Annotated in this window: 13 protein-coding genes and 1 pseudogene; 2 read left to right on the top strand and 12 right to left on the bottom strand. The window is 67.0% G+C overall.

Annotation, left to right across the window (positions count from 1 at the left end):
• Positions 1-51: 51 nt before the first annotated feature.
• The gene (locus ACQCSY_RS10210; RefSeq protein ID WP_427135336.1) at positions 52-678 is read right to left on the bottom strand and encodes an FMN reductase; all 627 of its coding nucleotides are present in this window, start codon (positions 676-678) and stop codon (positions 52-54) included.
• A gap of 179 nt (positions 679-857) precedes the next feature.
• On the opposite strand from ACQCSY_RS10210, the pseudogene ACQCSY_RS10205 reads away from it, so the two are divergent.
• Positions 858-1,271: pseudogene (locus ACQCSY_RS10205) on the top strand (DUF1801 domain-containing protein); the annotation flags it as partial.
• Positions 1,272-1,453: 182 nt separating this feature from the next.
• Here ACQCSY_RS10205 and rplI read toward each other — a convergent pair.
• The 4 genes from rplI to rpsF all read right to left on the bottom strand — a co-directional run bounded on the left by rplI (position 1,454) and on the right by rpsF (position 3,223).
• Positions 1,454-1,906 carry a 50S ribosomal protein L9 gene (gene rplI, locus ACQCSY_RS10200; protein WP_427135334.1) on the bottom strand — a complete coding sequence of 151 codons (453 nt, stop codon included), beginning with the start codon at positions 1,904-1,906 and terminating at the stop codon, positions 1,454-1,456.
• Positions 1,907-1,923: 17 nt separating this feature from the next.
• Positions 1,924-2,163 (bottom strand): 30S ribosomal protein S18, encoded by a 240-nt coding sequence (rpsR, locus tag ACQCSY_RS10195; protein WP_003800144.1) that lies wholly within the window; start codon positions 2,161-2,163, stop codon positions 1,924-1,926.
• Between the two features lie 125 nt (positions 2,164-2,288).
• On the bottom strand, positions 2,289-2,861 hold the full coding sequence (locus ACQCSY_RS10190; protein ID WP_427135333.1) for a single-stranded DNA-binding protein: 573 nt from the start codon (positions 2,859-2,861) through the stop codon (positions 2,289-2,291).
• 56 nt (positions 2,862-2,917) lie between these two features.
• On the bottom strand, positions 2,918-3,223 hold the full coding sequence (gene rpsF / locus ACQCSY_RS10185) for a 30S ribosomal protein S6 (RefSeq protein ID WP_056736825.1): 306 nt from the start codon (positions 3,221-3,223) through the stop codon (positions 2,918-2,920).
• A 310-nt stretch (positions 3,224-3,533) separates the two neighbouring features.
• Here rpsF and ACQCSY_RS10180 point away from each other — a divergent pair, with 310 nt between their 5' ends.
• Positions 3,534-4,217: a DUF1345 domain-containing protein gene (locus ACQCSY_RS10180; RefSeq protein ID WP_427135330.1), complete on the top strand. Its 684-nt coding sequence runs from the start codon at positions 3,534-3,536 to the stop codon at positions 4,215-4,217.
• A 13-nt stretch (positions 4,218-4,230) separates the two neighbouring features.
• Here the strand turns inward: ACQCSY_RS10180 and ACQCSY_RS10175 are convergent, their stop codons facing one another.
• From ACQCSY_RS10175 to ACQCSY_RS10145, 7 genes are all read right to left on the bottom strand, one after another.
• Entirely contained in the window at positions 4,231-5,589 is a 1,359-nt protein-coding gene (locus tag ACQCSY_RS10175; protein ID WP_427135329.1) for a M18 family aminopeptidase, read from the bottom strand.
• 53 nt (positions 5,590-5,642) lie between these two features.
• The gene (locus ACQCSY_RS10170) at positions 5,643-6,578 is read right to left on the bottom strand and encodes an intradiol ring-cleavage dioxygenase (RefSeq protein WP_427135327.1); all 936 of its coding nucleotides are present in this window, start codon (positions 6,576-6,578) and stop codon (positions 5,643-5,645) included.
• A gap of 282 nt (positions 6,579-6,860) precedes the next feature.
• A complete protein-coding gene (locus tag ACQCSY_RS10165; protein WP_427135325.1) occupies positions 6,861-8,294 on the bottom strand; it encodes an amino acid permease in 1,434 nt (477 codons plus the stop codon).
• 256 nt (positions 8,295-8,550) lie between these two features.
• A complete protein-coding gene (locus tag ACQCSY_RS10160) occupies positions 8,551-9,273 on the bottom strand; it encodes a response regulator (RefSeq protein ID WP_427135323.1) in 723 nt (240 codons plus the stop codon).
• On the bottom strand, positions 9,273-10,598 hold the full coding sequence (locus ACQCSY_RS10155) for a sensor histidine kinase (protein WP_427135321.1): 1,326 nt from the start codon (positions 10,596-10,598) through the stop codon (positions 9,273-9,275). The genes ACQCSY_RS10160 and ACQCSY_RS10155 overlap by 1 nt, the downstream gene beginning before the upstream one ends.
• Positions 10,599-10,644: 46 nt before the next feature.
• Positions 10,645-11,553, bottom strand: a complete 909-nt coding sequence (locus ACQCSY_RS10150) for an ABC transporter permease (protein WP_427135320.1) — start codon at positions 11,551-11,553, stop codon at positions 10,645-10,647.
• Between the two features lie 3 nt (positions 11,554-11,556).
• Positions 11,557-12,501 carry an ABC transporter ATP-binding protein gene (locus ACQCSY_RS10145; protein ID WP_427135318.1) on the bottom strand — a complete coding sequence of 315 codons (945 nt, stop codon included), beginning with the start codon at positions 12,499-12,501 and terminating at the stop codon, positions 11,557-11,559.
• Positions 12,502-12,649 lie beyond the last annotated feature (148 nt).

The raw sequence follows: 12,649 nt of genomic DNA, 5'->3' as shown, positions 1-12,649 counted from the left end.
CAACGACCGGGTCCGCCGATAAGTTCACGCCGGCGTACCGGGACCGGACTGCTACTGCCCGCCCGAGATTCCGGCGAGCAGCTGTTCGAACGGCAGGGACTCGAGCACCGCCGGCTTCTGCTGCGGCTCCGATCCCTGCAGCAGGCGGGCGAACTCCCCCGCCGCCCGGTCGATCCGCGACGAGAGCGGCGAGCCGCCGTCGTCGGTGTTCCCCCAATCCTGCGGGCCGGCGAAGACTGCAGTGGACGCGACGCGGGTGCGCAGGTAGGTGAAGAGGGGCCGCATCGCGAAGTCCAGCACCATCTGGTGCCGGTCCGTGCCGGCTGTCGCGCCAAGCAGGACAGCCTTGCCCTCCAGGGACTTAGGGTCCAGGACATCGATGAACGATTTGAACAGGCCGCTGTACGAGGCGCTGAACACGGGGCTGACGGCGATGATGCCGTCCGAGGCATCGACGCCGGCTAATACCTCAGCCAGGCGCGGAGCAGCGTAGCCTGTCACGAAGTTGTTGGCGATCTCCACCGCGAGGTCCCGCAGCTCCACGACTTCGACGGTGGCGGCATAGCCCGACGCAGCCAGCTGCCGTTCAGCCGAGGCTGCCAGCTGGTCCGCCAGCAGGCGGCTCGACGACGGGACGCCGAGTCCGGCGGAGAGGACGGTGATGCGGCGGGTTTCCACGGGGTGCTCCTAGTGTCAGGTAATTCCAAGTAATACATGCGTTTGCATCTACCTACACAAGGAGCGGGCACCGGGATTTATTCCCTCACCCGTTGCGCTATCACTTTCGGTCGTCAAGGAGGCGGCATGGCAACTACAAGTGATAGGGCAACGGGGGCCGGCTGTGCCACACTGCCCTCATGGCTGAAAATAGGACCCAGGCGACCGGCGCGCCGGTCGAGGACTTCCTTGCCGCCGTCGAGCATCCCGTCCGCCGCCGGGACGGATTCCGGCTGCTGTCGCTCATGTCCGAGCTGACGGGCGAAAAGGCGGAAATGTGGGGGCCGACGATTGTGGGGTTCGGCCGCTACGACTACAAGTACGGGAGCGGCCGCGAAGGCGACTCTGCGGCCGTGGGCTTCTCGCCCAGAAAGGCCAGCCTCTCGCTCTACGGCCTGGCGTACGGTCCGGAGTCGGCCGAGCTGCCGGGCAGGCTGGGCAAGCACAAGATGGGCGCGGGCTGCCTGTATCTCAACAAGCTTGACGACGTCGACGAGGCCGTGCTGGCGGAACTGATCAGGGCCGGCTACAGGCACGTGGCCGCGGTGCTGCATCAAGGCGCGCCGGACTGCCTGAAACGCAGAAGGCCCCCGGCGCCGGTTCCTAAGAGGAATCCGAAGGCGGGGGCCTTCCAGCAGTTCAGGACTGCTTGGCCGAAGCGGCGGTAGTCGAAAAGACTACTCGCGCTCGTAGCGCCCCCTAAAACCTCGCTAGCTCGGTTTCAGGGAACCCTGCGCTACTTGCTGGCGACGACGTCGAGTTCGATCACAGCGGCGACGTCGTCGTGCAGACGGACGTTGGCCTGGTAGGAACCGACCGACTTGATGTGTGCCGGCAGTTCAACCTTGCGCTTGTCGATGCGGCCAAGGCCAGCGGCCTCAACAGCGTCGGCCACGTCGCCCTGCTTGACGGTGCCGAACAGGCGTCCGGTCTCGCCAGCCTTGACGACGAGCTTGACCGGCTTGGCGGAGAGTGCAGCGGCCTGCTTCTGAGCGTCTTCCAGGGAAGCGTGCTCGCGGGCAACGCGGGCAGCCTTGATGGACTCAACCTGCTTCTCGCCGCCCTTGGACCAGGTCAGGGCGAAGTTGCGGGGCAGCAGGTAGTTACGTGCGTAACCGTCCTTGACCTCGACAACATCGCCGGCAGCACCGAGACCGGTTACTTCGTGGGTCAGAATGAGCTTTGCCATGTTAGTTAATCCCTTCCTTAGCCGCGGCCAGCGCCGGAGTAAGGCAGCAGAGCAACTTCGCGGGCGTTCTTGATTGCCTGGGCGATCTTGCGCTGTTCCTGCACCGTGACGCCGGTGACGCGACGGGCGCGGATCTTTCCGCGGTCGGAGATGAACTTGCGCAGCAATGCTACGTCCTTGTAGTCGATGACAGTGATGTCAGCGGCCTTCAAGGGGTTGGACTTTGGTTTGGGCTTACGGAGTTCAGCCTTAGCCATCGTGGAGCTCCTATTCGATGGAGCCCGTGGATATTGATCCACGGGATGGTGGTGATCCGACGCCGTCTGCGCCCGGCCGCGTTGCGGCGTCCTGGCGGGTTCCGTCGTCGGACCTTAGATGTTGTTTAGAAGGGAGGTTCGGAATCCGGGCCGTTGCCCCAGCCGCCGCCTGCATTGCTGACACCGGGCGTGGCCCAGGGGTCTTCCTGCGCTGCGGGCTGGTTGCCGCCCCACGTTCCGCCGGTGTTGCCGCCCTGGTTTCCACCAGAGTTGCCACCGAAGCCGCCGCTGTTGCCGCCGCCGAAGCCGCCCTGGCCACCCTGACCGCCGGAGCGCTGGGTGCGGTTGACCTTGGCATTGGCGTACCGCAGGCTCGGGCCGATTTCATCGACCTCGAGCTCGATAACGGTGCGCTTCTCGCCTTCTTTGGTTTCGTAGGAACGGCTCTTCAGGCGGCCGGAAACGATCACGCGCATGCCCTTGGTCAGGGATTCGGCGACGTTTTCGGCTGCTTCGCGCCATACCGACGCGCGGAGGAACAGGGTTTCCCCGTCCTTCCACTCATTGGACTGGCGGTCGAAGGTGCGGGGAGTAGAAGCGATGGTGAAGTTCGCTACTGCCGAACCTGACGGTGTGAACCTCAGTTCGGGGTCATTGGTGAGATTACCGATGACCGTAATAGTGGTTTCGCCTGCCATCTACTGCCTCCTTGTTCGTTCCTGCGGGGATAAAGATTGAAAGTTGAGGAGCTGAATTACTCAGCAACAACCTTCTGCTCTTCGGGGCGGGTGATCTTGGTGCGCATGATGGTCTCGTTGAGACTCAGCTGGCGGTCAAGTTCCTTGGCGGTAGCCGGCTCAGCGGTGAAGTTCACCACGGCGTAGATACCTTCGGACTTCTTCTGGATTTCGTAAGCCAGGCGACGACGGCCCCAGATGTCAACCTTTTCGATGGTTCCACCATCGTTGGTGATGACGTTCAGGAACTTCTGAAGCGACGGCTCAACGGTACGCTCTTCGACCTCGGGGTCGATGATTACCATCAATTCGTAAGGACGCATATGTGAACCCACCTCCTTTGGGCTAAGCGGTTACGGCATTTCCGTAACAGGAGGTTCATTTGCGGTGCCATGCGGTGCTCGGCCGCCGGAACGGAGGCAGGGCGCAGCACAGACTTCAATATCTTAGTGCATCCTGACCGGTTTCGGCGATTCCTTGAGTGCCCACGGTAGGCGCAACCACCGGACGGCGGGAAGCCGCTGGGACGGCCATGTGGATAACCGCCGGGACGGATCACTGCCCGGGCCCGGGCCGGGACGCCGGGCGCCGCGTCGCACCGGCCGGGCGCCCGCGCTGTGCCATGATCGGGGAATGAACCCCGGATTCCCGCCCCGCGGCACCGCCCGCACCATCCGGCGAAGCCGCCTCCGTTTCGCCGTCATGCTCCTGGCAGGACTGCTCGCAGGGGCCGCGTCAGGGCTGTCAGGGCATTGGGTGGAGGCCCCGGCGGTCGGCTGGAGCAGCGCGGCAGCGAGCTACGTGCTCTGGGTCTGGCTCGTGGTGGGACGGCTGGATCCCGCCGAAACCCGGGCCCACGCCACATCCGAGGACCCCTCGCGCAGCGTCACGGACCTGCTCATCCTGGCCGCCAACGTCGCCAGCCTCGTGGCTGTCGCCGCCGTCGTCGTCGATTCGCACAGCAACGACGGCGGGTCCCGCCTTGGCGGCGGCCTGCTGGCACTGGCCTCGGTGGCGCTGTCCTGGATGCTCGTGCAGACGCTCTTCACGCTGCGTTATGCCGAGCTCTACTACGGCACAGGGCAGAAGGCCGGGGCGGCGGTCGGGGGCATCAACTTCAACCAGGATGGGCCGCCGCAGTACACCGACTTCGCCTACCTCGCCACGAGCCTCGGCATGACCTACCAGGTCTCCGATACCGCCCTTGAGAACCACGGCATGCGTACCGAGGCCCTCAAGCACAGCCTGCTGTCCTACCTGTTCGGCACCGTCATCCTGGCTACCACCATCAACCTCGTGATCGGGCTGGCCGCCTGAGCGTTGATCCGGGCTACGCCGTCCGGAAGAACAGCTCGGTCACCTTCGCCAGCCGGTAGGGGTCCTCGACTCCGCAGAGCTCGCGTGCCGAGTGCATGGACAGCAGCGGCACGCCGACGTCGACCGTCCTGATGCCGAGGCGGGTGGCTGTCAGCGGGCCGATCGTGGAGCCGCACGGCATCACGTTGTTGGAGACGAATTCCTGGTACGGGATGCCGGCGTCGGTGCACAGCCGCGCCCAGAGCGCGGCCCCGGCGGCGTCCGTCGCGTAGCGCTGGTTGGCGTTGATCTTCAGCAGCGGGCCGCCGTTCAGGGCAGGCCGGTTGGCGGGGTCGTGCCGCTCGGCGTAGTTGGGGTGCACGGCGTGGCCGGCGTCGGCGGAGACGCAGAACGACGCCGCGAAGGCCTGCCGCCGCTGGCTCGCCGAGGCTCCCAGCCCGTCGGAGATGCGCACTAGGACGTCCTCGAGGATGGGACCGCAGGCGCCGGAGCGGGACGCGGAACCGATTTCCTCGTGATCGAAGGCGGCCAGCACGGCGATCGGCGCGCCGTCCGGCAGCGGCGCCGAGGCGTGGGCGATCAGCGCCGTGAGTCCGGCGTGCGTCGCCGAGAGGTTGTCCAGCCGGCCGGAGGCGAAGAACTCACCCTTCGCCCCGAAAACCGCGGGCGCCTGGGTGTCGGCAATGACGACGTCGTAGCCGCCGATCTGCGCGGGATCCACTTCCGAGCCCGGCACCCGCCCCGCGAGCAGCCCCAGCAGGTCCTCGCCGGCCGGATCGCCGAGCCCGAAGACCGGATTCATGTGCTGCTGCTTGTCCAGGGCCAGGCCGTCGTTCACCGCACGGTCCAGGTGGATGGCCAGCTGGGGGAAGCGCAGCAGCGGGCCGGTGGCGGTGAGGTGCTGCGTGCCGTCCAGCATCACGAGGCGGCCGGCGAGCTGGAGTTCGCGGTCCAGCCACGAGTTCAGGAGGGGACCGCCATAGACCTCGACGCCGGCCTGCAGCCAGCCGAACCTGCCCGTGGTGGGTTTCGGCTTGAGTTTGAACGAGGGCGAGTCGGTGTGCGCACCGAGGATATTGAAGCCCGTGGTGGGCCCGGCGCTGTCCGGCAACACCCACGCGATGAGGGCGCCGTCGCGGATCACATAGAACTTGCCGGCTGCGGAGGTTGCGGCGGCAGCGGAGGTTGCGGCGGCGGGTGCGGCGCCGGGGTCTGAAACACCGTTCCACGGCTGCAGCTCGTCCAGGCCCGTGAAGCCCGCCTCGTCCAGCCGGCGGGCGGCCTCGTGGACGGCATGGAAGCTCGACGGCGACGCGCTGACATACGCGCCGAGGTCGTGGATGTGATCTGCGGCGGTGCTCGGTGTTGGCATGGCTCCGAGTCTAGCGCCGCGCCGGTCCGGTGCCGCCCGCGTCCCGCGCCGGGCTACACCGTGACGTTGAGCCCGGCCGCGTAGCCTGCGGACACCGAGCCGCTCATGGTGGCCAGCTGGTAGATGCCGCCGTCGTTGCCGAAGACGTTGTCGGATTTCAGTGTGGTGCGGGGAAAGCTCTGTGCGCTGGATTCGTAGCCGGCGGTGGCGTAGACATCCTTGCAGGCGGCCTCCGCCAGCGCGATCTGGGAGACCGTGAGGACCTGGCCGGCCGCCGTGGCGTTGCTCATGGACTCGAATACTTCAAAGTGGATGTGCGGCCAGCGTCCGCTGTAGGCGCCCGGGTAAATGGTCTTGAAGGTCACCTGCCCGTTCGCGTCGGCCTCCTGGACGCCGCGGAGGTAGTTCTCATTCTTGAGTCCGGAATCGTACATGGAGTACCTGCCGCTCCGGTCACAGTGCCAGGCATAGACGGCGGCACCGGCCAGGGGTGTACAGCCGTTTGACCCGCTGTTAGTTGAACCGTCGAGCAGGGTCAGCGTGACCGTCAGCGGCACGCCGTCGGCGGCGGTGGTGGAGGTCCCGAAGCTCGAGGTGATGTCCTGCCGGACCACGCCGGAGGCCTCCAGCGCATTGGGCCCGTTCGAACCGTCGCCGGGGTACGGGCCTGCCGTCTCCTGCGGGATTTGCACGCCGCACTCGGCAATCGCGCGCGTGAGGGTGGGAGAGCCGGAGGCGGACGGCGTCGTGCTGGCTGCGACACTTCCGGAGGCTGCCGGCGTCGAACCGGCCGACGGCGCGGCGGTGGAGGCGCCTGATCCGGTGGCGGTGCCCGAACCGCCCGGCGTGCAGGCCGCAAGCGCGGCCGCCGTGCCGGCCCCGAAGACCAGGCCCAGCGAGCGGCGGCTGATCAGGGTGGAGAGGTCGAATTCCAGGCCGCGGTCGTGGTTGGGGTGCGGCTCGTGCGGGGGCTGCGCTGAAGTGTTCATGGCTCCATGGAACCCCGGAGGGCTATGCCGCGGCTAGGGCGTTCCTGTGAAGCCGCTGTGGCTTGGACATGCACACCCGGTATGCCGGCTGGGCCGTGGCCCCGGCCCCGGCCCCGGGACCTGCCCTCCCTTGCGGTGGAGGACTGGACATGTCCTCCGGCCCGTTGGGGACATGCCCTCCCCAGCAGTGCAGGACTGGACATATTGCCACTATGTCCACCCTTTGGCGCCGGAGCTGGGCATGTCCCTTGGTCCGGAACAGCTCCGGCGCCCGGGAGACAATTACGACGCCGGTCCGACTCCGACGGCGGCATCCTCGGCCGGCGCTTCGGCGGCGGTCGTGCCGGCGGCAGGAACCGAGGCCTTCGCGCCGTGCTTGCGGTAGCGCCAGAGCCCGATGCCCACCACGACCGCAGCGAGGGCCAGTGAGAGTAGCAGCGATTCGCGGGTGGATTCCAGGATCACCATCCCGATCAGCAGCGCGACGATGCTGATGATGGCCACCCACGTCAGGTACGGGAAAAGCCACATTTTCAGCTCAAGGTCCTTGGCTGCGGCACCCATGCGGCGGCGCAGGATCAGCTGGGAACCCGCGATCACGAGCCACACGAACAAGGCGATGGCACCGGAGGTGTTGACCAGGAAGAGGAACACCGAGTCCGGGGCAATGTAGTTCAGGCCGACGGTGATGAAGCCGACGACGGTGGAAGCCAGCACCGCAGCGGCCGGAACGCCGCGATTGGAGATCCGCATCCACGCCCGGGGGGCGTCTCCGCGCCGGGACAGCGAGAACAGCATCCGGCTGGCGGTGTACAGGCCGGAGTTCAGGCAGGACAGCACGGAGGTCAGCACTACGATGTCCATGATGGTGCCGGCGCCCGGGATACCGAAGAGCTCGATCACGGCGACGTAGGGGCTCTTGGCCACGGAGGCGGAGTTCCAGGGCAGCAGGGTGACTACAACGGCGATGGAGCCGATATAGAAGACGAGGATGCGCCAGACGGTGGACTTCACGGCCTTCTTGACGGCGTCGACCGGGTTCTCGGATTCGCCGGCGGCGATGGTGGCGATTTCAGCGCCGAAGAAGGAGAAGACAACCACGAGGATGCCGGCCAGGACCGCGCCGGGGCCGTTGGGCATGAAACCGCCGTTTTCGGTCAAGTTGCTCAGTCCCGGGGCCGGTACGCCGGGAATGAGGCCGAGGATCGCCGCCACGCCGAAGAGCAGGAACAGCGAGATGGCGGCCACCTTGATGGAAGCGAACCAGAATTCAAACTCGCCGAAGGACTTCACGGAACCCAGGTTGGTGAGGGTCAGCAGCACCATCAGGAGCAGCGCCCAGACCCATTGATCGATGCCCGGCACCCAGCGGTGCATGATCGCGGCTCCTGCCGTGGCCTCGATGCCCAGGACGATGATCCAGAACCAGGCGTAGAGCCAGCCGATGCTGAACCCTGCCCAGCGGCCCAGCGCCTTGTCCGCGTAGGTGGAGAAGGAGCCGGTTTCCGGGTTGGCTGCGGCCATTTCGCCCAGCATTCGCATGACAAGGATGACCACCAGCCCCGCCGCCATGTAGGCGACCAGGATGCCGGGTCCGGCCTGCTGGATGGCGGCACCGGATCCGACAAAGAGTCCGGCGCCGATCACGCCGGCAATAGCGATCATGGACAGATGCCTGGGTTTCAGGGATTTTGAGAGCTGCTGGTCAGCGTGCATGGAAGCGCCGTTCTTCGTGGATTGTCTGGTCCCGCTTGCGTGGTGACGCGCGGTGACGCGCGGTGATGTGCTGTGTGGCGGGCCACACTGTCGTCCCCACCCTAGACCGGCACGGGAGCGCCCCCGGCTGTGCATCCCCACAAAGGACGCAGCACGAAACCGGGCGACACTCCAACAAGAAAGCATAGAGGGCAACGAAAGTTGCCTTCAGGGCAATTCTGTTATGTGCCTGAAACCACTGCTTCAGGGCTACCGGTCAGTAGTCCGCGTTGCTCGGGACCACCAGGCCGGTCTCGTACGCGTACACCACAGCCTGGACCCGGTCGCGGAGGTGGAGTTTAGTCAGGATGCGGCGCACATGCGTCTTGACGGTGGCCTCGGAGAGGAAGAACTTGCGGGCGATCTCAGCGTTGGACAGTGCCTCGGCCATGGCCTCCAGCATCTCGGTCTCACGCGGGGTGAGGTCCTCCAGCAGCGGGTCCCGCAGGGGGCGTTCCCCGGCGGCCGGGCGCGGCCGGCCCTCGGCTGCCCCGGCCGCCCGGACGGCACCGCGGACGTAGGTCTCGAGGAGGCGCCGCGTTACGCGGGGTGCCACGACGGCGTCGCCGCTGGCCACCACCCGCACGGCGCTGATCAGTTCCGCGGGGGCCACGTCCTTGAGCAGGAAAGCCGAGGCGCCCGCCTGCAGCCCGGCAAAGGCGTACTCGTCCAGGTCGAATGTGGTCAGGATGATGACCCTGGACGATCCCGAGGCGGTGATGGCCCGCGCGGCCTCGATTCCGTCCAGCACGAGCATCCGCACATCCATCAGCACCACGTCAGGAGTGAGTTCCCGGACCCGGCGCACCGCCTCGGCGCCGTCGGACGCCTCCCCCACAATGCACACATCGTCCTCGCCCTCCAGGATCAGGCGGAAGCCCATCCGTAGGAGCGGCTGATCGTCCACCAGCAGAATGCGTATGGGTCCAATTTCGTCCACTATTCCCCCTTGTCGCCGTTGCAGTTCAGGACGGCGTGCACGCGCCAGCCGCCGTCGATGGTGCGCCCGGCCTCCACGGTACCCGCAAAGATCCTGGTCCGTTCCCTCATCCCGGCCAGGCCCTGGCCGGAGCCCAGGGAGCCGAGGGAATCGGGCGGCCCCTGCGGACCGGCACCGGACCCGCCGGAGTCAACGGTCCCCTTGCCGTCGTCGACCACGTCAATGGTGACAGTATCGCCGTCCCGGGCAATGTTCACATCCACCCGGCCCAGCGAGCGGCCGTAGCGCAGCACGTTGGTCAGCGATTCCTGCACGATCCGGTACACGGTCAGCTGGAACGCGGCGTCCCCGGGCAGCGAAGGGCCGGTGTGCGTGTAGTGCAGCGGCAAGCCGGCAGTGCGGAATCCCTCCAGTAGCTTGGCCAGGTTGTCGCCCGCCACGAGGGGCTCGCGGGGGGCATGTCCCGCGGCCGAGTCGTCGCGCAGCACCCCGCGTACGCGCCGCATGTCCGCCATGGCCGTGCGGCCCGTGCGGGAGAGTTCGCCGAGCACTTCGGCGGCGCGCTGGGGATTTTTCCCGACGACGACGGCGGCCCCGTCCGAAAGGCTGATCATCACGGTCAGTGAATGCGCCACGACATCGTGCATTTCGCGGGCGATCCGGTTGCGTTCATTGACCGAGCCCAGCCGCGCGGCCCGGGCTGCCCAGGCGGCGATCTCGTGCTCGTGCTCGCGCCGCTGCCGGACCGAGATGCCGATTCCTGTCGCGATCACATTCGAGAGGGTCATGCTGATCCCGGCCGCGATGCTAGTGATGAGCTGGAAGTTCTCCCGGGTGCTGACGGCCGTGTCCGGAAGCCGCCCGTCCATCGGTCCCACCGCCATCAGGAAATACAGGAGCGCCAGCGGCGCCGTGGCCAGGGCCAGGGCGCCGAGGGCGTAACGCCTGGTCCGGACGAGGGCCACGGCGTACAGCGAAAACCAGAGTCCGGCCGAGATGTTGGATCCCCAGGGGTGCAGCAGGGTGACGGCCACTTCCAGTGCCGCCACGGCAGCCACCACCGGCACCGGACGATCGCGCCGGAAGAACAGGGCCGCGGCGGCCCCCGCGAGCAGCGCCGCCGCCGGCCAGGCGCCGTCGGTCACCGCTTCCACCGCGGTCGGAGTGACCAAGAGCAGGTAGCAGAGCGCCACCAGGCCATCCATGACCCGCGGGTGCTGGAACAGATAGCGCCGGAGCCGGCCGCGCCGGCGGGCGGTGATTTCGGCGAAGGACGCGTCAGCCTGCCCGGCTGGCGCGTCCTTCACAGGTACAGCATCGATCATGTCCTGAGCCTAGAGGGTCGGGACCGGCGGCCGGCCTAGACGAGGCCTAGACGTCCCGCTTCTTCAGCAGGATCCCGGCGAGGAGGAGCGGGAGGACAACCCAGGCGCCCAGGACGAGGGCGGCCTGCCAGGCTTCCAGGGTGTCGGGGACGTGCTGCACCGCCGTCATCGGCTCCACGGTGTTGCCGGGAAGGTACTTGCGGGCCTCGACGAAGAAGTCGCCCGGAATCAGCTGGAAGGCGATCGGTGCCACGAAGAACAGGCCGACCAGGCTCATAATGCCGCCCGCGGAGTTGCGGACCAGGGCGCCCAGCGACATGCCGATGGCGGCGACGGCTGCCACGTAGAGGCTGTTGACCAGCAGCAGCCTGACCGACTGGGAGCTGGCGAGATCCAGCTTGAGGTTGTAGTTGTCCAGTATCGGCAGCGACACCAGGGCCGCGAGGTACACGGAGACGGCGGTCACGATGAATGCGGTCGCCATGACCACGAGCAGCTTGGCGACGAACGCGGGGATCCGCTTCGGCACTGCCGCGAACGTCGACCGCGCCATACCGGTGGTGAACTCGGAGCTCATCAGCAGCACACCGAGCGAACCGAGGATCAGCTGGGCGAAGGCGATGCCGGAAGTGGGCACGCCGACGGCGAGGTCGCCGCCCTGAGCTGCGATCCTGGCGGCCGCCTGCGGGTCCCTGCCCGCTCCCTGCGAGAACTGTCCCGTTCCCCAGGCGGAGAGGGCACCGAAGCCCACCATGACCAGGACGGTCGAGCCGAGCAGGATCAGCGTGGACAGCAGGGTGCGGAACTTGATGAATTCGGAGTTGAGCACGCGCAGGAAGCCCGGGCCCGGGCCGGAACTGGTGCTGTTGCTGTTGCCGGACCGTTTATGGCTGACGTCGCTTGCGGAGTGTGCGCCTCGGCGGGAGGGCGTGGGTTCAAGGGTGGTGGAGCTCATGGCTTAGTTGCCTCCGGACTGGACGGGGGCGGCGGCACCCGTGGTGATCAGCGAGTGGTATTCGACTTCATCCTTGGTCAGTTCCATGTAGGCCTCCTCGAGGCTGGCCTGAAGCGGGGTGAGTTCGTAGATCATGACGTGGCTGTCGAGAGCGGTGCGGGCAATCTGCCGCGGATCCAGGCCCTTGACCTCGAGCAGTTCGTTGTCCTGGACCTCCACCGAGACTCCGGTTCCGGCCAGCAGTGTCATCAGCTGGTCCGGCTGATCGGTGCGGACGCGGGTGCGGCCCTGGCCCTTGCCGGTGATGATCTCCTGGATCGGGGCGTCGGCGATGATCCGGCCGCGGCCGATCACGATCAGGTGGTCGGCCGTGACGGCCATTTCACTCATGAGGTGGCTGGAGAGGAAAACGGTGCGCCCCTCGGAGGCCAGGTACCTGACCAGGTTCCGGACCCAGACCACACCCTCCGGGTCGAGGCCGTTGACGGGCTCGTCCAGGATGATGGTCTGCGGGTCGCCCAGCAGCGCGGCGGCGATGCCGAGCCGCTGCCCCATGCCGAGCGAGAAGCCCTTGACCTTCTTCTTGGCCACTTCGGCCAGGCCCGTCATCTCGATGACTTCGTGCACGCGCTTCTTGGGAATGCTGTGCGTGGCGGCCATCGCCAGGAGGTGGTTGTGGGCGGACCGGCTGGTGTGGACGGCTTTGGCATCGAGCAACGCGCCGACGTCGCGCAGCGGAGCGGCGTGCCGGGCGAACGGCGAACCGTTGACGGTCACCGAGCCCGACGTCGGTCGGTCCAGTCCCATGATCATGCGCATGGTGGTGGATTTGCCGGCTCCGTTGGGGCCCAGGAAGCCGGTGACCCGGCCGGCTTCGACAGTGAAGTTGACGCCGGCGACGGCGGTCTTGTCGCCGTAAACCTTGGTCAGGCCTCTTGCTTCGATCATGGAAGCGTTCCTTTGCGTAGCGGGGATTTCGGGACCGCCATAATCACGGGTCCGTGTGCACACACCACGCTACCGACGCGACACGCGGATTGCGCCGGTCTCAGGGATGATTCAGGGGCGAATCAGGGTAGTCCGGGAGGATGACGAG

It is taken from the genome of Pseudarthrobacter sp. S9 (assembly GCF_050156545.1).
GTDB lineage: Bacteria > Actinomycetota > Actinomycetes > Actinomycetales > Micrococcaceae > Arthrobacter.
The sequence above is the reverse complement of the archived record's forward strand: the minus strand, read 5'-3'. Positions and strand labels throughout refer to the sequence as shown.